The sequence below is a fragment of the Nocardia anaemiae NBRC 100462 genome, assembly GCF_001612725.1.
Taxonomy (GTDB): domain Bacteria; phylum Actinomycetota; class Actinomycetes; order Mycobacteriales; family Mycobacteriaceae; genus Nocardia; species Nocardia anaemiae.
This window is the reverse complement of sequence record NZ_BDAZ01000071.1, coordinates 22,516-46,095: the sequence shown is the minus strand read 5'-3', so window position 1 is coordinate 46,095 and position 23,580 is coordinate 22,516. Positions and strand designations below refer to the sequence as shown.

The 23,580-nt window shown below is 66.7% G+C and carries 20 protein-coding genes; 8 read left to right on the top strand and 12 right to left on the bottom strand.

Translation table 11 applies throughout. The features are described from left to right. The 4 genes from NA5_RS33055 to NA5_RS33040 all read left to right on the top strand — a co-directional run bounded on the left by NA5_RS33055 (position 1) and on the right by NA5_RS33040 (position 4,412). Positions 1-2,115: an ABC transporter ATP-binding protein gene (locus NA5_RS33055; protein ID WP_062992948.1), complete on the top strand. Its 2,115-nt coding sequence runs from the start codon at positions 1-3 to the stop codon at positions 2,113-2,115. Then, positions 2,115-2,852 carry an energy-coupling factor transporter transmembrane component T family protein gene (locus tag NA5_RS33050; RefSeq protein WP_062992947.1) on the top strand — a complete coding sequence of 246 codons (738 nt, stop codon included), beginning with the start codon at positions 2,115-2,117 and terminating at the stop codon, positions 2,850-2,852. The genes NA5_RS33055 and NA5_RS33050 overlap by 1 nt, the downstream gene beginning before the upstream one ends. An 18-nt stretch (positions 2,853-2,870) precedes the next feature. Beyond that, positions 2,871-3,542 (top strand): DUF1345 domain-containing protein, encoded by a 672-nt coding sequence (locus NA5_RS33045; protein ID WP_062992946.1) that lies wholly within the window; start codon positions 2,871-2,873, stop codon positions 3,540-3,542. A 225-nt stretch (positions 3,543-3,767) separates the two neighbouring features. Then, a complete protein-coding gene (locus NA5_RS33040; RefSeq protein ID WP_062992945.1) occupies positions 3,768-4,412 on the top strand; it encodes a DUF8020 domain-containing protein in 645 nt (214 codons plus the stop codon). 64 nt (positions 4,413-4,476) lie between these two features. Here the strand turns inward: NA5_RS33040 and NA5_RS33035 are convergent, their stop codons facing one another. Further along, the gene (locus NA5_RS33035; protein WP_169811401.1) at positions 4,477-5,721 is read right to left on the bottom strand and encodes a lipase family protein; all 1,245 of its coding nucleotides are present in this window, start codon (positions 5,719-5,721) and stop codon (positions 4,477-4,479) included. 281 nt (positions 5,722-6,002) lie between these two features. On the opposite strand from NA5_RS33035, the gene NA5_RS33030 reads away from it, so the two are divergent. After that, positions 6,003-6,650 (top strand): cysteine hydrolase family protein, encoded by a 648-nt coding sequence (locus NA5_RS33030; protein ID WP_062992984.1) that lies wholly within the window; start codon positions 6,003-6,005, stop codon positions 6,648-6,650. 44 nt (positions 6,651-6,694) lie between these two features. Here the strand turns inward: NA5_RS33030 and NA5_RS33025 are convergent, their stop codons facing one another. From NA5_RS33025 to NA5_RS33005, 5 genes are all read right to left on the bottom strand, one after another. Beyond that, complete coding sequence (locus NA5_RS33025) at positions 6,695-6,874, bottom strand: antitoxin (protein WP_062992943.1); 180 nt, start codon at positions 6,872-6,874, stop codon at positions 6,695-6,697. A 91-nt stretch (positions 6,875-6,965) separates the two neighbouring features. Then, entirely contained in the window at positions 6,966-9,266 is a 2,301-nt protein-coding gene (locus tag NA5_RS33020; RefSeq protein WP_062992942.1) for an ATP-dependent DNA ligase, read from the bottom strand. Positions 9,267-9,315: 49 nt separating this feature from the next. After that, positions 9,316-9,600 carry an antitoxin gene (locus tag NA5_RS33015; protein ID WP_062992941.1) on the bottom strand — a complete coding sequence of 95 codons (285 nt, stop codon included), beginning with the start codon at positions 9,598-9,600 and terminating at the stop codon, positions 9,316-9,318. 34 nt (positions 9,601-9,634) lie between these two features. Beyond that, on the bottom strand, positions 9,635-10,777 hold the full coding sequence (locus tag NA5_RS33010; RefSeq protein WP_062992940.1) for an MBL fold metallo-hydrolase: 1,143 nt from the start codon (positions 10,775-10,777) through the stop codon (positions 9,635-9,637). Then, positions 10,778-11,503 carry an enoyl-CoA hydratase gene (locus NA5_RS33005; RefSeq protein ID WP_062992939.1) on the bottom strand — a complete coding sequence of 242 codons (726 nt, stop codon included), beginning with the start codon at positions 11,501-11,503 and terminating at the stop codon, positions 10,778-10,780. Between the two features lie 90 nt (positions 11,504-11,593). Here NA5_RS33005 and NA5_RS33000 point away from each other — a divergent pair, with 90 nt between their 5' ends. Further along, positions 11,594-12,721, top strand: a complete 1,128-nt coding sequence (locus tag NA5_RS33000) for an NAD(P)-binding domain-containing protein (protein ID WP_062992938.1) — start codon at positions 11,594-11,596, stop codon at positions 12,719-12,721. Here the strand turns inward: NA5_RS33000 and NA5_RS32995 are convergent. The 6 genes from NA5_RS32995 to NA5_RS32970 all read right to left on the bottom strand — a co-directional run bounded on the left by NA5_RS32995 (position 12,718) and on the right by NA5_RS32970 (position 20,551). Continuing rightward, positions 12,718-13,572: an aldo/keto reductase gene (locus NA5_RS32995; protein WP_062992983.1), complete on the bottom strand. Its 855-nt coding sequence runs from the start codon at positions 13,570-13,572 to the stop codon at positions 12,718-12,720. The two genes, NA5_RS33000 and NA5_RS32995, sit on opposite strands and share 4 nt — an antisense overlap. Before the next feature lie 104 nt (positions 13,573-13,676). After that, on the bottom strand, positions 13,677-15,179 hold the full coding sequence (locus NA5_RS32990; protein ID WP_062992937.1) for an acetyl-coenzyme A carboxylase carboxyl transferase subunits beta/alpha: 1,503 nt from the start codon (positions 15,177-15,179) through the stop codon (positions 13,677-13,679). Between the two features lie 49 nt (positions 15,180-15,228). Continuing rightward, positions 15,229-15,831, bottom strand: a complete 603-nt coding sequence (locus NA5_RS32985; protein WP_174414979.1) for a GTP-binding protein — start codon at positions 15,829-15,831, stop codon at positions 15,229-15,231. After that, positions 15,812-16,186, bottom strand: coding sequence for a DUF742 domain-containing protein (locus tag NA5_RS32980; RefSeq protein WP_040686485.1), 375 nt, complete (start codon positions 16,184-16,186; stop codon positions 15,812-15,814). Before NA5_RS32980 ends, NA5_RS32985 begins: the two co-directional genes overlap by 20 nt. 7 nt (positions 16,187-16,193) lie before the next feature. Next, complete coding sequence (locus tag NA5_RS32975) at positions 16,194-16,607, bottom strand: roadblock/LC7 domain-containing protein (protein WP_011207200.1); 414 nt, start codon at positions 16,605-16,607, stop codon at positions 16,194-16,196. Beyond that, entirely contained in the window at positions 16,604-20,551 is a 3,948-nt protein-coding gene (locus NA5_RS32970; RefSeq protein WP_084484622.1) for an ATP-binding protein, read from the bottom strand. The genes NA5_RS32975 and NA5_RS32970 overlap by 4 nt, the downstream gene beginning before the upstream one ends. A gap of 319 nt (positions 20,552-20,870) precedes the next feature. Between NA5_RS32970 and NA5_RS32965 the strand changes: the two genes are divergently transcribed. Together NA5_RS32965 and NA5_RS32960 are read left to right on the top strand one after the other, a co-directional pair. Further along, positions 20,871-22,907: an AMP-binding protein gene (locus NA5_RS32965; RefSeq protein ID WP_062992936.1), complete on the top strand. Its 2,037-nt coding sequence runs from the start codon at positions 20,871-20,873 to the stop codon at positions 22,905-22,907. Between the two features lie 150 nt (positions 22,908-23,057). Further along, entirely contained in the window at positions 23,058-23,444 is a 387-nt protein-coding gene (locus tag NA5_RS32960; RefSeq protein WP_062992935.1) for a hemophore-related protein, read from the top strand. Positions 23,445-23,580 lie beyond the last annotated feature (136 nt).

Genomic DNA, 23,580 nt, shown 5'->3' with positions numbered 1-23,580 from the left:
GTGAGTGATCTGCCCGCCCGCCGCACCGAGCGCGGACCACTGCGCCCGATCGAATTGGCGGTGGGGGCGGTGCTCGGCGGCGCCACCGTCGGCTTGGTCACCGTCGGTGCGCTGATTCCGTTCGCCGCGGCACTGCAACTGGTCGCCGCGGTGCCGCTGGCCATGATCGCGCACCGCTATCGGCTGCGCGCGCTGATCACCGCGACCGGTTCGGCCGTGCTGGTCTGCTTCGTCGCGGCGGGCCTGGTGCCCGCGTTCGGCATTCTCAGTTCGGCAACCATCGCGGGCATTATCGGCACCGTCAAACGACGACGCGGCGGCTTGCCCGCGGTGCTCGGACTATCGGTAATCGCCGGGCTCGGCTTCGCGGCTTTCGCCGTCGGATCGCTGTTCGTACTGTCCCGGTCCCGGGATCTGCTGTTCAACACCATCCGCAGCACCGCGGAGGGCCTGGAGCGGACGGTGGCGCGCCAGCCCCAGCTGGAACCGCTCGGGCGCGGAATCGCCGATGCCGCGGATGCCGCGATCCGCTGGTGGTGGGTCCTGATCGGCGGTGGTGTGCTGGTCGGGATCGTCGCGACGGCGGTGTTCTCCTGGTTCGTACTGGGCTCGGTCCTGGACCGACTGGCCTGGCTGCCCAGTCAGGACCGGCTCGACGCACCACCGGACGCCCGGCCTATCGCCCCGCTTCCGGTGCGGCTGCGCGAGGTCGGTTTTCGCTATCCGGGCGCGCCGGTGGATGCGCTGTCCGGCATCGATCTCACCGTGAATATCGGCGAATTCGTGGCCATTGTCGGCCACAACGGATCCGGCAAATCGACACTGACCCGACTGCTCGCGGGACTTCCGCCGACCACCGGCAGCGTGGACCGTCCCGGCGCGGCAGGCCTCGGCCACCTGGGCGGCACTGCGCTGGTGCTGCAGCGGCCGGAGAGTCAAACGCTCGGCGTGCTCGTTGCCGACGATGTGGTGTGGGGTCTGTCCACCGAGCTCGCCGCCGCGGTCGATATCGATGGCCTGCTGCGCGAGGTCGGCTTGGACGGTCTGGGCGATCGCGAGACCGCGACCCTCTCCGGCGGTCAACAGCAGCGGCTCGCGGTTGCCGCCGCCTTGGCCCGCCGACCAGCGCTGCTCATTGCCGACGAGGCCACATCGATGATCGATCCGGACGGTCGCCGCGATCTGGTCGCGCTCCTGGCCGAACTGCCCAAACGTCATCCGATGGCGGTGGTGCTGGTCACCCATCACGAGGCCGATGCGGCCGCCGCCGACCGGGTGGTACATCTGGCCGGTGGCCGGACCGTCGAGCGGCTGCCTGCCTGGCCGCAACCCGGCGGCGCGGTCCGGCGGCGACCGATGGGCGAAACCATCCTGCGGCTGAGCGACGTCCGCCACACCTATAACCACGGAACACCTTGGGCCGCACCGGCTTTGCACGGCGTCGATCTGACCGTTCGACGCGGCGAGGCGCTGCTCGTGGTGGGCGGCAATGGTTCCGGCAAGTCGACGCTGGCCTGGATCATGGCCGGATTGATCGAACCGAGTTCCGGCCGTTGCGAATTGGGCGGTAAGCCGGTCGCGAAGCAGATCGGCCGGGTGGAATTGGCGTTCCAGCACTCCCGACTGCAGCTGCAGAAACAGACGGTCGGCGACGAAATCGCGGACTGGGGCGGTCGAGCCACCGGATCCGGCGCCGTCGGACGCGCACTCGACGCGGTGGGGCTGGATCGCGCACTCGCCGCGCGCTCCATCGAACAACTCAGCGGCGGTCAGGCCAAACGCGTGGTGCTCGCGGCCATTGTGGCCAGTCACGCGCCGGTCGTCGTGCTCGACGAGCCGCTGGCCGGACTTGATCCGCACGGCCGCGCCGAGATCGTGGAATTGCTTGCCCGCCTGCGCGATTCCGGGCTCACCCTGATCGTCATCTCACATGACGTGCACGATATGGCCGCGGTCTGCGATCGAACCGTCAACCTCGAGGCCGGACGCATACTGGAGACCGATCCGATCCGCGACACCGCGAATGTGCCCGCACACCAACCGGATCCACGTTCGGTGATGCCTGAACCGCGACCCGGCGATCCGGCCTGGCGACTCGGGAACGGAGGTCGATAATGAGCGCGGTGCTGTTCCGCGAAGTGCCGGTTTCCAGTCCGGTGCACCGGCTCTGGGCCGGAACCAAGATCATCGGCGCATTCCTGATCAGTGTGCTGCTCATGTTCCTGCCGTCCTGGCCGGTCCTCGGCTTGATGGCGGTATTCGTGATCGCGATCGGAGTGGCGGCCCGCCTGCCGCTGAGCACACTGCCGCGCCTGCCGTGGTGGTTCTGGGCGGCGATCGGCGTCGGCGCCCTGCTCAATGTGCCGGTGGGCAGCGAAGCCGTGCTGCGCTACACCAATGTCACCGTCTTCGGTCTGATCCTGCTGGCCTCCTCGTTCCTGATCGCCTGGACCACCCCGATGGGCGATATCGCCCCAGCACTGGCCAAACTCGGTTCCCCCTTGCGCAGATTCCGCGTGCCCGTGGACGAATGGGCCGTGGTCATCGCGCTGACGCTGCGCGGACTGCCGCTGCTGATGGAGGAGATCCGGGTGCTGCGCGCGGCCCGCCGACTGCGCCCGAAGAACAGCCTCCGCAATCGCGCCGCCGACAATCCACTCGTCGATATCCTCACCGCCGCCATGGCGGTATCCAGCCGCCGGGCAACCGAACTGGGCGAGGCCATTACCGCGCGCGGCGGCACCGGCCAGCTCACCGCCCGCCCGAGCGCCCCCGGCCGCAATGACGCGATCGCGCTGTCGATTGTCATCGCGGTCTGCCTCGGCGCGGTCGTCCTCGATCTGCTGACCTGATCGGCGATACTGGCCCCTGTGCCGGACCAAGACGACGATGTGCCCGCTTGGCAACGCAAGACGGAGGGTGAATCGCGGTGGGCCGCGACGCTCGCGGTGCTGGTGATCGTGGTGTTGCAGCTCGCGCCGAAGGAACTGCGACAGCAGCCCGCCTGGCTGGTGCTGCCGGTGCTCGAGGTCCTGTTGCTCGGTGGGCTGGTGGTGGCGAATCCGTTCCGGCTGAACCGGGAAGAGCGCTTGCTGCGCAACGGCAGCCTTCTGCTGACGGGACTATTGAGTGTCGCCACGGCCGGTTCGGCGGCTCGACTGGTGTTCCAACTGATCGATGGGACCCTCACCAGGCCCGCGGAACTACTCCTCTCGGGCGGTGCGGTCTGGTTGACCAATGTGGTGGTGTTCGGACTCTGGTATTGGGAGTTCGATCGCGGCGGACCGGCCGCACGCGCGCACGCGCGAAAGCCATTGCCGGACTTCCTGTTCGTGCAGATGCAGAGCCCGGACCTGGCCGAACCCGATTGGGAGCCCCAGTTCCTCGACTATCTGTATCTGGCATTCACCAACGCGACGGCGTTCAGCCCGACCGATGTGATGCCGATGTCGCGGTGGGCGAAGGCGACGATGATGCTGCAATCGACGATCTCATTGGTCTTGGTGATCTTGGTGATCGCCCGCGCCATCAATGTCATGTAGTGGCCGGGCGCATGGCTGGATAGCTAAGAGCTATAACAAGATTCATCATGCAAGCGACAATGAATACCCCGAAAAGCATTCCTCTAAACCTTTTGCGCGCGGTACGGTGTCCTCGGTGTGCGTTCTCTAGATCACATCGCGGCTCTGCACAGCGTCGGGGGGAGGATTTTTCGCGTGCGGAGCGTTGCTACGGCTTGCAAAACCTGATGAAGATTGGACACCGGAATGATTCTCCGCAAGATCACCGCGGCAGCCGTGCCGATCGTCGCCGCTGTCGCGGTCGGCGCGGGCACCTCCTATGCACAGCCGGATGCCGCGCCCGTCCCCGACATCGGGTACGAGGCAAAACTGGTGGGCGACACGATCGTCACCACGCTGACCAACGGGTCCTTCCAGATGTCGACGAACACCGTGGATATCAAGGACAACGCGGGAAATACGATCGTCACGCTGCCGCTGTCGTTCCGGCAGGACGGGCTGGAATTCGGCATGCCGCACGAGATCCGCGACTCGGGCCGGGTGCTGGAGTTGACCGCGGTCAAGGACTACTCGACGGCGCGGCAGGCGGCCACGCCGGTCGCGTCGCCGCGGGAGAATCTGCGCGCGCAGGATAACTTCCTGTCCCAGTTCGGCATTGCCACCGCCATCGGCGGCTTTGTCGGCACGGTGATCGGCGCCCTGGTCGGGCTCACCGGCATCGTCGGCGGACCGACCGTCATCGCCAGCGTCCTCGCCGGCGCGGGTATCGGCGGCATCATCGGTACCCTCGTCGTCGGGGGACCGACACTCATCATCGCGGGCATCGATCTGCTCGACACCCTGTCCGCCCCGCCCGGCACCACCAAATGGGTGGACGCTCCAGTCAAGTAGGACCGAACAGCACTCCGAACGCGGCGCGCAACGAATCCTCGTGGCGCGCCGCAGCTTTCGTTTATCACCCGTGGCAGCCGGGGGCGACCGGAACACCCGCGAAGCGATCGGCGAGGAAGCCCATCGCACCGGGCGCCTCGCCGATGGCTGTCACATTGTGTCCGGGCAGCGGCGAATGCACTGAAGTGAGATCGGCGCCCAGTGCGCAGTATCGCCCGACCAGATCGGTGAAGCCAGCGACCGGGATCACATCGTCGGTTGTGCTGTGGTACAGGTACATCGGCATGACGGGCGCGCTGCCGCCCAGCTCCTGCCGGTCGGTCGCGGCCCGAAATACCGGATGTGACAAGACATCCGGCACGGCCGCGAAGTCGTCCACATGGGCATTGAAGTATTTGAAGACCAGATCCGGACCACAAGCCGAGCCGTCCTCGGCTAGGGCAATGCGACCGCGCTCGTTGAGCAGTTCCGGCACACCGGAATTCGGCTCGTTCTTCGCGATCGCGATCAATACGAGCACTGCCAGCCCCGCCTGCACAGTCCCATCGACACCATGGGCCATGGCCGTCCAATCGGCGGGCACCCCACCCGAGGTGATTCCGGCGAACCGGATATCGGGCGCGTACTCCGGTTGCAGCTGCGCCGCCCACAGTGTCGCGAAGGCACCGCCCGAGTAGCCCCACGCCCCAATAGGGCTCGCCGGACCGACCGCGTCCGGTGCGAACGCCCGAGCGGCTCGGATGCCGTCGAGCACCGCACGGCCGGAGCTGACGCCGTCCAGGAATCGGGAGTCCGGCCCCTCGTAATCGCTGGCCACCACCGCCCAGCCGCGGCGCAGCGCCTCGGCGATGAAGGGCGTGTCGATGTAGGTATTCGCGCCGCCGAGGTCCCAGCCGCCGCGCAGCGCGTATGACGGCGCACACCGGGTGCCGAGACTGTCCTCGGCGATCTGATACGACAGCAGCGGCCGCTGGCCGGGACCGAACCACGGTAGGAGAGGCACGAGCACGGTGGCCATGCCCGGGATCGGCGAACCGTTCCCATCGTTGGTCCGGTATTGCACCTGCCAGGCCGAAACCGGAAGCGGAAGACCGTACAAAGCGATCGAGCGGGTCCGCAGCACGGCGCCGTCGGGCTGCGCACCCAGATCGACCGATGCCGCGTAGAACGGATCCTGATCCGGCGGCGGCACGGCTCGGGCGACGGGCACGAATGCGAATGCGAATGCCACGACCGCGAGAACGATGAGGATCGATATCGCACCGGATCTCCGGTTACCGCCGACGAATGGTGCAGACAAAATTTTCATCGGGGCCTCCAGTGTTCCGACGCGGCGCGACGCACAGTGCGCCGGGGACGCGTCGGCGCCGACTTCGCCCGGCCTCGAATGCCACCACCGTACTGCCTGATCACGGGCCCAGCAATGGTCACGTGCGACCATCTGTGATGCGGTGCGTGTCCGATTTCCGACATGGTTACAGTTGGGGCGAAGCGGGCCTCGGTGCGCTTCGAAAGTGGCCATCGCGCAACCGGATCACCGTCGGGCCGTACCCCGAACGCGATCGGTACCCGAACAGGAGTGAGCTGACCATGCGGCATGGCAACGGACTGGACATCCCCGAAGAACTCGCCGATGTGTGCGCGCCGCACCGCATGGCGGTGATCGTCTACGACATGCAGGTCGGTGTGCTCTCCCAATTACCGGACGGTCCGGAGATCATCGAACGGGTGGCGCGGGTGGTAGAAGCGGCACGGCGCGGCGGTTATCCGATCATCTTCCTGCGGCATTTCTTCCTGCCGCGCCGCCTCAGTGGCACCTTCGCGCTGCGAATGGCCATGAGCTGGCAGCAGGTCGACAATGTCGATGACGTGAAATTCATTCTGCAGCGCGACACCCCGGCCTTCGAGCTGGTGCCGCAGCTGCGGCCGACGGCCGATGAGGTGGTCTTCGACAAGACCTCGATGTCGGCCTTCGAGGGCACGCCATTGGCCGCGGTGCTGCGCGATCTCGGCATCGGCGCGTACGCGATCGCGGGTGTCGCACTGGAGATCGGCATCGCGCCGACGGTCACCCATTCGACCGATCTCGGCTTCGTGCCGGTGATCATCAGCGATGCCGTCGGCGGCCGCGACAAGGAGGCAATGGCGCGCGCCTACGACGATTTCGAATTCCAGGGGCACGCGATGGTCACCGACAGCGCGACCATCATTCCGCTGCTCGCCCGCGAACAGAACTGATCGCGGGAATGGCGGATCGGTACGCCCGGTCCGCCACCGGCGGTTCAGCCGTCCTTGTGGATGGCCTTCTTGGCGGCATCCTGTGCGGCGTCGACCTGGCTGGCGAACTTGCCGTCGGTCTGCTTGTCGACGAGATCGCCCACCTTATCGATGGCCGTATCCACCTTGTCCGCATTCTGCTGGGCCAGGTCCAGCGCCTTATTCGCCAGGTTCTTGAAATCCACCGTGCACTCCTCGTTTTCGAGCCGACACAACCGCGAACAAACGATACCCAGCGGGCTCCCCGCTGACCCGGCTAACCATCAGCGACCGCCGTCACATTTCGCCGAGCCAGGCCGGATGCCAGAGGCGACCGGTCTCGGTCCAGTTCATGAAGCGCACGGAGCCGCTGAGCTTCGGCGTCACCCACACCGCGTCCTCGCGTTCCTCGGCGGTGAGGTCGTTGTCGAACGGGGTGGTCTTGCGCTCCAGCTTGCCCAGCCTTTCGGCCAGATCCCGCATGACCGGCTCACTGAACCCGGTGCCGACCCGACCCACGTAATACAGCCTGCCCTCATGCGGAATGCCGACCAGCAGTGATTTGAAGTTGCGGGCGTCGCTGCGCCGCCAGCCGCCGATCAGCACCCGCTGGGTGCGCCAGTTGCGCTGCTTGACCCACGAATGTCCGCGCTTACCTGGCAGATATACCGAATCCTTGCGCTTGGCGACCACACCTTCCAGACCCTTTTCCTGGCTGTAGCGCAGCGCTTCGGCGCCGGAGCCGTCCAGTCGCGGCGGCACCCGCAGCGACGGTGCGTTGGCGGCGATCGCTTCCAGCACCCGCCGCCGATCCGAATACCGTTTGCGGATGAGGGAAGTCCCGTCCAGATACAGCACATCGAAGGCGACGAACACCGCGCGCGCCGCATCGGCCTGCAGCAGACCGACATTGGCGACGCCGTGATCGTCGAACACCACCGCTTCGCCGTCGAGCACCACATTGTGTCCGGCCAACTCCTCGGCCAGCACCGCCATACCCGGATAGCGTTTGGTCACCACATTGCCCACCCGACTGCGCAGCGTCAGTGTCCCGGAATCGATTTCGGCGATCAGTCGGAAGCCGTCCCATTTGGTTTCGAAGCACCACTCGACGTCATCGAGATCGGCCACCTCACCGTGCGTGGCGAGCATCGGCCGCAGACCGCGCGGAAAGGGCGCGGGCCCAGCGGTTCTCGGCACGACGAATGCGGCTTCGGGTCCGACCGGACCACTGGAGACCCGGTCCTCGGCCGGATCCTGATCGCGCATGAGATGCATCAGCCACTGGGTGCCATTGGTGCGAATCATCGCGTAGTGGCCGCGCAGTCGCTTGCCGTGGAAGGTGACGATGACCTCGTCCTCGCGCCATTTCTCGGTGTCATAGGTGCCGGAATCCCAGATCGTCATCTCCCCCGCGCCGTACTGTCCCTTCGGGATGGCGCCGTGGAAGGTCAAGTACTCCAACGGATGATCCTCGGTGTGCACGGCGAGCCGGTTCTGATCCGATGACGTCGGCGGCCCCTTCGGCACGGCCCACGACACCAGCACGCCGTCGCGTTCGAGCCGCACATCCCAATGCAGGCGCCGCGCGTGGTGTTCCTGGACGACGAACCGATTATTCGCCCCGGGGGTCGGGGTTTCGGAAGGTACCGGTTCGGGCGTCGCCGAGGCATCGCGCATCGATCGGTATTTCGTCAGCGCATCGCTGTTCGAAGTGGGCGGATCCAATTCGGCGAGCAGATCGCCGTCATCGCGCCAGCGGGCGAGCACCTCGTCGAAGCGCAAGTGCCGCAACTTCTTCCGGCTCTCCAACTCGGCCCAAGTGCGCGGTGCCGCCGCATTCGGCTCGGTGCGGCCGCGCAGCGAATACGGTGCGATGGTGGTCTTGGCCGGATTGTTCTGGCTCCAATCCAGGAAGACCTTCCCGCCGCGCGCCGACTTCGCCATCGTCGCGGTGACCAGATCCGGGTGCAGCTTTTCCAGATTCGTCGCCACCTGTTTGGCCACGGTGGACGCACCGCCAGGACTCAACTCCCGATCCAGCGGCACATAGATGTGAATTCCCTTGCTACCGCTGGTAACCGGGAAGGCGTGCAGCCCGATGCCCTCGACCATCTCGCGCACCGCCAGCGCGACCCGCGCGCATTCGGCCAGCCCCGCACCCGGCCCCGGATCCAGATCGAAGACCAACCGAGTGGCGTAGCCGACCTTGTCACCGTCGAAACGCCATTGCGGCACATGGACTTCCAGCGACGCCTGCTGGCCGATCCAGGCCAGCGCGGCCTCGGAATCGATGACCGGATAGACGACCGTGCGGCCGGAATGTTCGATAGTGTGGCGCTCCAGCCACGACGGTGCGTGCTCGGCGAGATTCTTTTCGAAGAAGGACGATTCGTCGACCCCGTTGGGCCAGCGCTTCCGGGTGACCGGTCGCCCGGCGATATGCGGAAGCATCGCGGGCGCGATGGCCGAGTAGTAGGCGATGACCTCGCCCTTGGTGGTTCCGGTTGCCGGATACAGCACCTTATCGAGGTTGCTCAGCTCAACCTCGATGCCCGGACTGCCCGGGCTGCCACCGAATTCCCGGCGGGTCACCATAAATGAAGTTTAGGGGCGAGGACCGACAGATATCGGTCCTCGCCACAGATCACGCCTGCGGCTGCCCCGGATCTTCGGGCTCGGGGGCAGGCTTGGGAGCGGGCGGCACGGACGGCTCCTTCGGCGCGGGCGGCTCCGGTGTGGACTGGTCCGTCGGGACCGCCTTCTTGGCGGCCTCCTGCACCTTGCCGATCTTGTCGGAGTATTTGTGGCCGGTCTTCTCGTCGATGAACCCACCGGCCTTGTCGACCACACCGTAAATTTTGTCGGCGTTCTCGGCCGCCGCTTCCCTACCCTTGCCGACCAGGCCCTTCAGGGTGTCCACGAGACTCATGCCTGCATTCCTTCCTGTCGACGAACCTAGGTATTCACCCAATATCCTCCCACCAGGAATCCCGGCTCGGCAGGTCATTGGGGTCGATGCGCTGGCCGGGTATCGGCACCGCCACCGCGGTACCGGCCGCACGGGCCGCCTCGACCATCCGGCGCACCGGTTCCGACCATCCGTGGAAGGCCAGGTTGAAGGTCGCCCAGTGGATGGGCACCAGCAGTCCGTGTCCGGGATCGCCGACGGCGAGATCGGCATGGGCCCGAACCGCCTCCTCCGGATTCATATGCACATCCGGCCAGGCCTCGTCGTAGGCCCCGATCGGCAGCAGCGTCAGATCGAACGGTCCGAGTGCGGTGCCCGCCTCGGCGAAGGCCTTGGTGTATCCGGTATCGCCGCCGAAGTAGACCCGCCGCGTCGGGCCGATGATCGACCAGGACGCCCACAGTGTGGTGTTGCGCACCAGGCCGCGTCCGGAGAAGTGTCGCGCCTCGGTACAGGTGAGCACCAGATCCGTGCCGTCGCGCTCGCGGCCGAGCGCGGCGAGGGAAACCGAACCGCCCCAATCCAATTCGACGATCCGATGCTCGGGCACACCCCAATGCCGCAGATGTGCGCCGATGCCGATCGGCACCAGGAAGGGCGCGGCCTGTCCCACCACCAGCTGACGGATCGTCGCCTTGTCCAAATGGTCGTAGTGATCGTGCGAGATCAGCACCGCATCCACCGGCGGTAGCTCCGACAGCGGCATCGGCACCGGATGCAGCCGGGCCGGGCCGACCAGGGCCGATGGCGAAACCCGTTCGCTCCAAACCGGATCGGTGAGGATCCGGTACCCGTCGACCTCGATGAGCGCCGATGCGTGCCCGTACCAGGTGACCGCGAGATCGGCGGCCTCGGTCGGCACGTCGGGGATGGCCAACGGAACCGCGGTGCGAGGACGACCGGCATTACGCCTGGTCAGCACCGAAAACAATAGGGAGGGAGCGGCACCCGAGACGAACTGGGTGCTCGGCTCGGTGTTGTGGAACTGCCGATCGCGATAGCTCACCGCACCTGTGGCGTAGGGCTGAATCGCATTGATCGAGGCGCCGATCGCCGACGGGATGTCCCAGACCGCGCGCACCACCCAGGTGAGGCCGAGCGCACCGGCGGCAATACCGAGTATCTTCTTCGGATTCATTTATCGCCCCAGGAATTTCGCCGCGCGCTTTTCTTCCCTGGCCAGCCGCCCCTCTCGGGCATCTTGACTGGTCCACGCCGCCTCCAGCGCCGCACGCTGCTGCGTGGTCTCCGGATCCCGGGTGCCGTCATCGTTGAACTCCAACTTCATATGCCGCAGCGAAAGCGGGGCCAGCTGAGCGATCGACTTGGCCCACGCCTGTGCGTCGGCCAGGGTGCCGAGCCGGTTGGCGAAGCCGAAGGAGTAGGCGTCGGCGGCCGATACCGGTTCCGCGCCGAGCAGAACGGTCCGCGCCGGGCCGCCGCCGATCAGCGATACCAACCGCCGCACGGTCCAGCGGTCGACGGTGATGCCGAGCTTGGCGGCCGGAATCGCGATATATGAGTCGGGTTCCATGACCCGCAGATCCGAGGCCAACGCGATCTGCACGCCCGCACCGAGCGCACCGCCATTGATCGCCGCGATCACCGGGACCGGTACGGATTCGATGATGTGCAGCATCTCGGTCAGGGCCGCCAGAAATTCCTCCGAGTACACCCCGGACAGGTCCGCGCCCGCGCTGAAGAGGGGGCCCCGGCCGGTGAGCACGATCACCCTGGCGTCCTCGGCCGCGGTGACCACCGCTTCGCGGAGCCGAGTGACGAGTTCGATGTTCAGCGCGTTACGCCGCTCCTCGCGCTGTAGTTCGATGGTGACGACATCGCCATCGCGGCTAACGTCGAGCATGCATCCTCCGCAACTGACCGGTTCGAGTGGTTACATCAACTCTGCCACAGGTGGCCGAACATACCGACCAAGCCGATACGATCTCGGTTTGTGCCGACAGACTTCCCCATCCTGGTGATCGGTGCTGGTCAGTCCGGGCTGTCGGCCGGTTACCACCTGCAGCGCCTCGGATTGCGCCCCGAGCGGGATTTCCTCATCCTCGATCACGCACCGGGGCCCGGCGGTGCCTGGCAGTTCCGGTGGCCATCGCTCACCCTGACCACCGTCAACCGGGTACACGACCTGCCCGGCATGTCCTTCGCCGAGACATTGCCACCCGATTCCGACGCCGTGCCCGCGGCCACCGCGGTGCCGCGCTATTACGAGTTGTACGAGAAGCGATTCGACCTTCGGGTGCGCAGACCGGTCTCGGTAACCGTGGTCTGCGACCGCAATACCGACGGAACCCCTTGCGCCGCAGGGCCGGATCTCGCGGCCGGCCGGGGCACGACGCTCAATGTCGAGACCGATTCCGCTGGCACGATCCGGGTGCGCGGGCTGATCAACGGCACCGGCACCTGGGAACGTCCCTTCATTCCGCATTATCCGGGTGCGGAGACCTTCGCCGGACGCCAGTTGCACACACACGACTACCGCATAGCCGACGAATTCGTCGACAAACATGTCGTGGTCGTCGGCGGCGGAGTGTCGGCGGTTCAGTTGCTCGATGAGATCTCACAGGTCACCACAACGACCTGGGTGGCTCGACGCGAACCGGTATTCCGCGACGCACCGTTCGCCGAGGAGGACGGCCGCGCGGCGGTCGCCATCGTGGAAGACCGCGTGCGGCACGGCCTGCCGCCGGGTTCGGTGGTTTCGGTTACCGGATTGCGGCTCGACGATCGATTGCGCGCCGCCGAGGCCCGTGGCGCGCTGCGGCGACATCCGATGTTCGCGAGCATCGAACCCGATGGCGTGCGCTGGGCCGACGGTTCGTTCCAGCACGCCGATGTGATCCTCTGGGCAACCGGATTCCGCAGTGCCCTCGACCATTTGGCCCCGCTACGCCTGCGCAGTCCTGGCGGCGGCATCACCATGACCGGTCGCCTCGCCACGCAGGTGGCCGTCGACCCGCGCATCCACCTGATCGGCTACGGCCCATCCGCGAGCACCATCGGCGCGAACCGAGCCGGACGCGCCGCCGCCCAAGAGCTGACGGCCTATCTCGGCCTGCGTTAGTCGAGCCCGGCGGTGAATGTGGTCGGATCGGGGCCGATGCGGGCGCCCTTGTCGAGCCCGCTGATGGCCTCCATCTGGTCGGGGGTGAGTTCGAAACCGAAGACGTCGAAGTTGGCGGCGATGCGCGCCGGGGTGACCGACTTCGGGATGACGACAATCCCCTGCTGAAGATGCCAGCGAATGATCACCTGGGCCGGAGTGCGGCCCACCTCGTCGGCGATGGAGACGATGGTGTGCTCGTCGAGCAGCGTGCCCTGGCCGAGCGGACTCCACGCCTCGGTGGCAATGGCATTCGCATCGTGGAACGCGCGTAGCTCACGCTGCGCCAGCCGAGGATGCAGTTCGATCTGGTTGACGGCCGGGATCTCGCCGGTCTCGCCGATGATCCGCTCCAGATCGGCCACGGTGAAGTTCGATACACCGATCGAACGCACCCGGCCCTGCGCCTTCAGTGTCTGGAAGGCCTTGAACGTCTCGACAAAGCGATCGGCCTGCGCCACCGGCCAGTGGATGAGATAGAGATCGAGGTAGTCCAGGCCGAGCCGAGCCATGCTGGCGTCGAAGGCGCGCAGCGTGGCGTCGTAGCCCTGGTCGGAATTCCACAGCTTGGTGGTGACATAGATCTCGTCGCGCGGCAGCCCGGATTCCCGGATGGCACGGCCGGTGCCCTCCTCGTTGCCGTAGATGGCGGCGGTATCGATGCTGCGATAGCCCGCCTCCAGCGCGGCGGTGACGACCGTCTGGACGTCCTCCGGCGGTACTTGGAATACACCGAAGCCGAGCTGCGGGATCACGTTCCCGTCGTTCAGCACGATCGAGGGAATGGCGCTGGTCTCGCTTCTGAAGGTCACATTCCGACCGTAGAAGTGCCGCGCCGCGTCGTCAACGAGAACCCCTGGTGTGTTGACCACCGGTTTTCCGAACGGAATCGCGTTTGCGCTGGATACCAGGGCTCTCAGGAATGGCCGAGGCGGCGATAACGGGTATGGCGGGCGGTCCGGATTTCGTCGAGCGGACGGGCGCGCAGCCCGGTGAGTTCTTCGGCGATGGCGGCGACCATGCGGCGGGCGAAGTCGACCGGTTCGTCCGCGGCATCCGGAAATTCCGGGACGATGCGGTCGACGACGCCGTCGGCGAGCAGGTCGGTGGCGCGGATGCCCTGCGCGTCGGCCAGTTCGGGGGCATGGTCGGTATCGCGGTAGACGATGGCACTCGCCCCTTCGGGCGGCAGCGGCGCGAGCCAGCCGTGCGTGGCGGCCAGGACGCGGTCGGCGGGCAGCAGTGCCAATGCGCCGCCGCCGGTGCCCTGGCCGAGCAGAACCGAGACGGTCGGAGTATCCAGGGTGACCAGATCGGCTATGCAGCGGGCGATTTCGGGGGCGAGCCCACGCTCTTCGGCCTCCTTCGACAAGGCCGCGCCGACCGTATCGATCACCAGCACCAGCGGCAGCCGCAATTCCTCGGCCAGCGCCATACTGCGTCGGGCCTCGCGCAATGCGGCGGGGCCCATGGTGTGTTCACCCTGCTGACCCGCGCGGTCGTGGCCGAACACAATGCACGGCTGTCCGCGAAAGCGGGCCAGCGCATGCACCATGGTGCGATCGGATTCGCCCTGACCGGTGCCGCTGAGCGGAACCCGTTGCGTCACATGGCGTAACAGGTCACGGATGCCGGGCCGACTTGGGCGGCGCGAGATCTGGACCGAGTCCCAAGCTGGAACATCCGAGCCCGATTTCGCGGTCCTACCTACCGGCGCGGCCCAACCAGGTTCCGCCGCAACAAGATCTGGCACGCCACCGAGCACGCTCAACGCCCGGTGCGCGATGCGGCGGAACACCGAAACGGGCAGCACGCCGTCGATCACACCATTGCGGTACAGATTCTCCGCGACCTGCACACCCTCCGGAAAATCCCTGCCGTACAACGCTTTATAGACGCGCGGGCCGAGAAAGCCGATGAGTGCGCCGGGTTCGGCGAAGGTGATATGCCCAAGCGAACCCCAGGACGCGAAGACGCCGCCCATCGTGGGATTGCGCAGATAGACCAGATACGGATGACCGGCCGCCTTGTGCGCCGCGACCGCACCCGCGATCTTCACCATCTGCACGAAAGCGACGGTGCCCTCCTGCATTCGGGTACCGCCGGAGGTCGGCGAAGCGACCAGGGGCAGGCCGGATTCGGTGGCACGCTCGACCGCCGAGACGATGCGCTCGGCCGCGGCCACCCCGATCGAACCCGCCAGAAATCCGAACTCGCAGGCGATTACGGCCACGCGTCGACCACGCAGCAGACCTTCACCGGTCAGCACCGCTTCATCTGTGCCAGCCGCCAGCTCGGCCTTGCGCAGATCCTCGCGGTATCGCGGGGATGCGGCCACCGTCACCGGTGGCCGGTCCCAGCTGATGTACGAGTCCGAGTCGAGCAGTTGCCCGAGCAACTCCCGCGCCGAAATCCTCATCGAGCGAGCTTAACCACTCGATTCGGGGGCAAGGGGAATGCGCGAACGCTCAGTAGCCCTGCATGACCTTACGTAGGGCGTACTCGGTGAGCGAGACCAACGCCTGCTTGGCCGGTTCGCGACGGCGGGCATCGATGGACAGGATCGGCACATCCGCGGGCACCGCGAGGGCCTGACGGATGTCCTCGATCGGATAGCGCGGCGCGTCGTCGAATTCGTTGAGCGCAACCAGGAATGGCAGATTGCGCGCCTCGAAGTAGTCGACGGCCGCGAAGCTGTCCTCGAGCCTGCGGGTGTCGACCAGCACCACGGCGCCGATGGCGCCGCGGATCAGGTCGTCCCACATGAACCAGAAGCGGTACTGGCCCGGCGTACCGAACAGGTACAGCACCAGATCGTCGGCGAGGCTGATCCGGCCGAAGTCCATCGCCACCGTGGTGGTCGACTTCATCGGAATACCGGTCAAATTGTCGATTCCGGTACTGGCATTGGTCACCAACGCCTCGGTGCGCAGCGGAACGATCTCCGAGACGGCACCCACCAACGTGGTCTTACCGACACCGAAGCCGCCAGCGACCACGATCTTTGCCGAAGTCGGCTTGCTGGTGCGGGTATCGACCTGTGCCGTCGAATCAAATACGCCGGAGTCCACTGAGAACCCTTTCGATCAGCTCGCGACGTTCATCGTCGCTGGAATCGTCTTTCAAAGTCGCCGAAACTCGCACATGCCCGGCCTCGATGAGGTCGGCCACGAGCACGCGGGCCACCCCGATGGGTATACCCAAACGCGCTGCCACTTCAGCAACGGACGGCGATTCTCTGCACAACTCCACGATGGACGTCTCGATGTTGGTCAGTTCGAACTGCCGCTCCAGGGCGACCGGATGCGATGCGACAAGTGCCTCCAACGCCAACTCGACCGCGGGCCTGGTACGGCCCGCAGTCAAGGAGTACGGGCGAACGAGACTCGGCTCGGCGCTCCCCATGCGGTGATCGTCTATGTCCATCCCACCATCAGGAACCCATCGTGACGCGTGGCGTGGCCTGCACCGTCTGGCCGACACGCTCGACCAACAGGGCCATTTCGTAGCCCACCTGGCCGATATCGCAGGAAGTATTGGTCAGCACCGCGAGATACGAGCCGTCGCCGACTGCCATGAGTAGCAGGTAGCCGTGCTCCATCTCGACTACCGACTGCAGCACGGTGCCGCCTTCGAATAGATTCGAGACGCCTACCGAGAGGCTGGCCAGTCCGGCGGTAACTGCCGAGAGCTGTTCGGCACGGTCCACCGGCAGCTGCGCGCTCGCCGCCATGAGTAGGCCGTCAGCCGAGACCAGGACGGCATGAGCTACGCCAGGAACCTCGTTGGCGAAGTTCGAAACCAGCCAATCCAGCTGACGATTCGTACCACCTAGATCGGGGTTCATCGGTCTCCTTTATCTCCGGTTAGGTTCATTGCCTTCATTGCGCGGCCATCCCGGACGCCCTGCTGGTGACGACTCAAGCTGGACCTGATCGTTTCTGGATCGCGACGCGGCGCGCGATCGGCGTTGCCGGTGACACCGCCGGGGACCAGCCTCCCGCCCGGATTGCGTTGAGGCAACCCGGCGGCCGTCTTTGTTTCGGCCTGGGCCTCGCTGGCGCGGCGGGCGGCCTGCCAGCCCTCGTCGCCCGGTGATTCGAAGGAGGCCGCCACCTGGGACCGGTCCGAATTCGGGTCCGAGAGCCACGCCGACATCATTTCGGCGAAGATCGGCGTCCCACCCATGACCGAATCGGAATCGACCGCGGGCTGCAACCTGGTCTGGAAGAACGACGCCGCCTTCTCCGGATCGGGCTTGAAGCTGTGCCGTCCCGGGTCGCGCGGTGTGGTCGTCGCGCCGCTTTCGGAAACCGCTGGTGTCTCACCGCTGGCCGCGGGCTGATGCGCACCGCGATCCCGTCGCGGCAGGCCGACGCCCGGCGGAACTTCCTTGCGCGGCAGTACGGTCGCGCCCGGATCGCGCTGCGGCAGACCGGTCGGACCAGCCTCCCGCTGCGGCAGGCTGTCGCGAGAGGGTAGCAGCCCGTCGCGCTGGGGCAGACCGCTCGGCGTCTGCGAACCCGACTGACGCTGCGGTAGGCCGTTCGCGGGCGACTGACGCTGCGGCAGGCCGGTGGCACCGGACTCCCGCTGCGGCAGACCATTCGATGCCGAATCCCGCTGCGGCAGACCGCCAGTGCTGTCCCGCTGCGGCAAACCGCCCAAAGCATCACGCTGCGGCAGACCACCGGTGCTCTCCCGCTGCGGCAAGCCTGAACCGGTGTCCCGCGGCGGAATACCGGTCAGACCGGACTCCCGCTGCGGCAGGCCATTCGATGCCGAATCCCGCTGCGGCAGACCACCGGTGTTCTGACGCTGCGGCAATCCACCAGTGCTTTCGCGTTGCGGCAGGCCACCGGAGCTCTCCCGCTGCGGCAAACCGCCCGGGGTCTCCCGCTGCGGCAAGCTGTCCAACGGATCACGCAACGGATCACGCTTCGGCGGACCACCGGCGCTTTCACGCTGCGGCAAACCGCCCGTGCTCTCACGCTGCGGCAAGCCACCCAGAGCATCACGCTGCGGCAGACCACTGGCGCTTTCACGCTGCGGCAGCCCATTCGACGTATCCCGCTGCGGCAAGCCGCTGGCAGGCGACTGACGCTGCGGCAGGCCGGGGGTCGCGCCTGGCTCGCGCTGCGGCAGCCCACCGGCGGCCGAATCCCGTTGCGGCAGACCACCAGAGCTCTCCCGTTGCGGCAGCCCACCCGACGCGTCACGCTGCGGCAGGCCCGAACCGGTATCGCGCGGCGGCACACCACCGGCACCCGGTTCGCGCTGCGGCAGACCGTTCAGCCCCGACGCACGCTGTGGCAGACCGCCCGCACCCTCACGCTGCGGCGCACCATTGCTACCCGGCTGCCGCTGCGGCAGGCCACCACCGGGCTGACCGCCCTCCGGCTGCGGCACGCCATTGCCGCCCGGCTGACGTTGCGGCAGCCCACCCGAATTCAGATTCCGCGGTGGCAGACCACCACCGGAAACCGTCGGCTCGGCGCCCGGCCGACTCGGCGGGGGCGGACCGCCCGGCGTGACAGTGCGCCTCGGCAGATTCGCGGCGGCGAGCTTGCCGCGCTGCGGAGCGCTCGGCGCCGGTCCGGCCGATGGGCGCAGGGTCGGATTCGGTTGCGCCGGTTCCTGACGCAGCCCCGAGGCACCCGAGGACATTGTGGAGCCGGGCGAACGCTGCGGCAGCCCACCCGCCGTCGGAATCGGACCGCTGCCCGCGGCAGGTGCCGGACCGCTGGTCGGAATCGGTCCGCTCACACCGGGATCGACGGTGACCATGACATTGCCACCCGGCGTCCGGGTGATCGCGCGCGTCTGCATCGACGCCGCTGCCGACGGCCGCTGCGGAGCGGCCGCGGCGACCTGCGGTGTCGCCGCCTGCGGCATCGCGGTGGTCTGGCCCTGTCCGAGCACGATCAGACTCATCGGAACGTGCACGGTGACCGTGACGCCGGGATCGCGTGCGGTATCGAAGGTCGGGCGCAGGCGCACGGTGAGTCCGTGCCGCTCGGCCAATCGGCCGACCACGAAAAGACCCATGTGCCGCGCGGTATCCGGCCCCGGCTCGGCGGTCTGTTCGAGCCGCCGGTTGATATCGGCCATTTCGCTGGGCGGCATACCGATGCCGCGGTCCGCGACCTCGATGAGCATGCCCTGGTCGTGTCCCTGCGCGAAGGTGAACTTCACGTCGGTCTCCGGCGGCGACGCGCGTAGCGCGTTGTCCAATAGCTCGGCGAACAGGTGCGCCATATCGGAGGCGGCGGGCTCGACCAGCGAACCACGCGGTGTCGCACCCAGCTTCACGCGTTCGTAGTCCTCCACCTCGGAGATCGCCGCACGCAGCACGTCCGCGATCTCGACCGGCGCAGACTTGCTGCGCCGCTGCCGGGTACCGGCGAGGATCAGCAGGTTGTCACCGTTACGGCGCATACGGGCCGCGAGATGGTCCAGCCGGAACAGGTTTTCCAGCAGGCGTGGATCCTTCTCGTCGTACTCCATCGCCTCGATGAGGCTGAGCTGGTGGTCGACGAGCGACTTGGAGCGCCGGGCCAGGGTTTCGAACATGTCGTTGACCTGGGCACGCATCTGCGCCTGGTCACTGGCCAGACGCAGCGCCTGGCCGTGGATATCGTCGACGGCGCGAGCCAGCTGACCGATTTCCTCATGACTGCGGATCGGCATCGGCTCCAGCGGCACATCCTCGGGGGCCGCGCCGTTACGCAGCTGGGCGACCTCGTGCGGCAGATCGCTCTCGGCCACGCGCAGTGCGGCCAGGCGCAGCCGGTGCAGCGGCACGATCATCGAGCGCGCGACGAACACGGCAAGCATCAACGCGGCGAGAATGGTCGCGATGACAACCGCGGTGTAGGTCCACGCGCCGGTGTTGGCCTTGGTCACCAGCGAACTCATCGCCGAGTCGATGTCCTTGGTGGACTTGGTGACCACTCGCTCGTAGACATCGAGGCTGCCGGTGAGCGAGTTCTTCAGATCACCGACCGGGATCTTGCCGGACTGCGCCTCCGGGCTGGTCAGCAGTGAGATCCGGTTATCGATACCGGCCCGCAGATCGGCGATCGCGGTGTCGCCCTCGGAGAAGCGGTGGGCAAGCACGTTGAGCATCGCCCGCTCGGTATTGGCCGCGGTGATCGCGCTCTGCACGCCCGCCGCCGAACCGCGCAGCACCTCGGGGAATGCGGCGACCTCGGCGACCAGCGCGTAACGGGTGTTCAACGAGTCGACCAGCCGCAGCTTCGCCTGTTCAATGGCCTGGTCGCTGACCTGACCGACCGTGCTCTCGACGATGTGCACACTGTCGTTGCGGACCTTGTCGATCGTGCCGATGACTTCGGCCGGGGTCTGCGTCGAGACGTTCTTGCCTTGGGCGCGCACCGCCTTGGCCTGGGTGAGCATGTTGTCCAGCGACGCACGAGCACCGGCCACACCGTCGAGCTTGCCCGCCGATGCCTCGGCATCGGCGATGACTTTGTCGAGGTCGGCCAGGTTCTTGTCCGACACGATCGACACGTTCGGCATGATCGAAATCATCTGCGAACCGGCGGTCGTCGCCGTCTGCGCACTCAGCGCGGTGACGGCAGGGATCGCCTCGATGTTCTTCGCGGCGGTGTCCAGTCGGTTCGCCTCGGCGAACTCGGTGGTAATCCTGGACACGCCGAGCCCAACCGCGACTGCCAGCGGAACGGCCAGGACCGCCGTAACCTTCCAGCGCAGGTCCCAGTTGCCGAGCGCCCAGCGTTTGCTGCCGGACCTTGCGGCGTCGCGCATCTCCCACTCACTTTCCAAACTGGCCCCAACCACGTGCCATCAGCGAACCTAGACAATCGCATGCTGGCTCGACAGGCAGAGCTGGCCGAGGAACTGCGGCTGGCCGAGAAATTGCGTCTACGACGGCCCAAATAAGTGACATCAGATTCTAACGGATCAATAACAGCTTGGGTGACGTTGAGTGTAGTTACGGGACTTGACCTGCCGATAATCGGCAAAACCAAAGGTCGCGGCACCCACCCGGGCGTCGCGTGAAGTCTGCCACAATCGTGCTGATCTATCGAGGCGGGCATAGAGGCGAGGCTAGGGAGTCACGGGATTGAGCGAGAATCAGGCGTACCGGCCGGTCTACCAGACCAGCCTGGTCGATCCCGCTGAGTTCTGGGCCGAGGCGGCCGAGGCGATCGATTGGGTGACCCCGCCGACTCACATCGTCGACACCACGGCTCGCTCGATGGCCAGGTGGTTTCCGGATGCTCGCCTCAATACCTCCTTCAACGCCCTCGACCGGCATGTGCACGGCGGCGACACTCCGGACGAGCCGAGCCGGGCCGATCAGCCCGCCCTAATATACGACTCCGCTATGACCGGCACCAGCGGTGTTTTCAGCTACGCCGAACTCCTCGCCGAGGTCGCCGAATTCGCCGGTGCGATGCTGCGTTTGGGGGTCGGCACGGGTGACCGAGTGGTCATCTACCTGCCGATGATTCCCGAGGCGGTGATCGCCATGCTGGCCTGCGCCCGCATCGGCGCGGTGCATTCGGTGGTCTTCGGCGGCTTCGCCGCACCCGAGCTCGCCGCCCGCATCGATGATGCCGAACCTGTGTTGATTGTCACTGCCTCGGGCGGCCTCGAGCCGGGCCGGACGATCGAGTACCCGCCGATCGTGTTGCAGGCTCTCGACCTCGCCGAGACGAGCGCGCCGCGGCATGTAATCGTCAAGCAGCGGCCGCAATTTCCGACCATCCACTTCCCCGCGCCGCAGGCCGCGACCGACTCACTGCCGAGTTCCACCCAGACCGTCGCGGCGCAATGGCTGGATTGGGAAGACGCCGTCCGCGATGCCCGACCCGCCGATCCGGTCCCGGTCGCCGCGACCGATCCGCTCTATATCCTCTACACCTCCGGAACCACCGGTAAGCCCAAGGGCGTGGTCCGCGACAACGGCGGACATGCGGTCGCCCTGTCCTGGTCCATGCGCAATATCTACGACGTCGGGCCGGGCCAGGTGATGTGGGCCGCCTCGGATGTCGGCTGGGTCGTCGGACATTCGTACATCGTCTACGCGCCGCTGCTCGTCGGTGCGACCACACTGCTCTACGAAGGCAAGCCGGTCGGCACGCCGGATGCGGGCGCGTTCTGGCGGGTGGTCGCCGAGCACAACGTGCGAGTGCTGTTCACCGCGCCGACCGCGCTGCGCGCCATCCGCAAGGCCGATCCGGACGCCGCGCTCGCGCACCGCCACGACCTGTCCTCGCTGCGCGCATTGTTCTGCGCCGGTGAGCGCCTGGATCCGGCGACCTACGCGTGGGCCAACGAAACGCTGCTCGCCGATCGGCCCGACTGCCCCGTCGTCGACCACTGGTGGCAGACCGAGACCGGCTGGCCGATCTGCGCGAATCTGCTTGGCCTGCAGCAACTTCCGATCAAGGCGGGTTCGGCGTCGGTGCCGGTGCCCGGCTACCGGCTGCGGGTGCTCGATGCCGAGGGCAATCCGGTCGCACCGGGCACCGAAGGCAATATCGTCATCGGCCTGCCACTACCGCCGGGCACACTAACCGGGCTATGGCGCGACGAAAACCGCTTCCAACGCTCCTATATGTCGGCGTTCCCCGGCCACTACCTCACCGGCGACTCCGGATACTTCGATGACGACGGCTACCTCTACGTGCTCGGCCGCAGCGATGATGTGATCAATATGGCCGGGCACCGGCTCTCGGCGGGCAGCATCGAGGCCGCCATCGCCGGACACGAGGCCGTCGCGGAATGTGCGGTGATCGGCTTGCCCGATGAACTCAAGGGCCAGCGGCCGATCGCCTACGTGGTGCTCAAGTCCGGCGTCGAGATCGATCCCGACCGGCTGCGCGACGAACTGATCGCCCGGGTGCGCGAGCAGATCGGCGCGATCGCCACACTGCACGACGCCGTCGTGGTCACCGCACTGCCCAAAACCAGGTCCGGCAAGATCCTGCGCAAGACGATCCGGCAGATCACCGCGGGCGATACCTATGAGGTGCCCTCCACCATCGAAGATCCGTCGGTGCTGGCCGCGCTGGAGGTGCAGATCCGGGCCAGCCGCCCGCAGCGGCCCGGCGCGGAAGTCGTTGCGCCCAATGGCGATCCGATCGTGCCCTGATAACTTTGCGATCGCATTTCGTTTCACCCCTTAGGGAATCCTCAGGGATTGTTCACACATGTGCCAGTGCGGGGCAATAGCGTCTAGGTCGCTGGATCCACAGCACCCATCGAAGCAGCAGCATCCCTCGAAAATCTGGAGGCACACACCATGAAGCTCTTCCGCAGTCGCCCGGCCGTCGCCGCTCTCGCCGCGGGCGGCATGGCCAGTGTGGCCGTGTTGCTCTCCCCGGCCATCGCGGCCGCGGATCCGATGACGCTGGCCGGGCCGCTGCTGAACTCCGACTGTTCCTTCGCCCAGGTCGATGCGGCGCTGCACGCCAAGGCCCCGCAGTTGGCGGCCATGCTCGACGCGAACCCGACCCAGAAGGCCGAACTGCAGCGCAAGTTCGACCAGCCGGTCGAACAGCGTCGTGCGGAACTCCAGGCCGCCATCAACGAGAACCCGAACGCCGCGCGGGACGCCGAAAATGACCCGCGCGCGTCCGGCCTGGCCGAAACCATCCGCACCGTGGCCGAAACCTGCCACAGCTACTGACACCGGCCGACGTGACTCCCTGGATGCCGACCGGTCGACTGGTCTCGCGAGAACATGGGTAACTCGCCGGAATATGCCGAGGCACCCGACGCGTGACCGGTTCGAAAAATCGCGGTACCTGCTGGTATGGCCTACG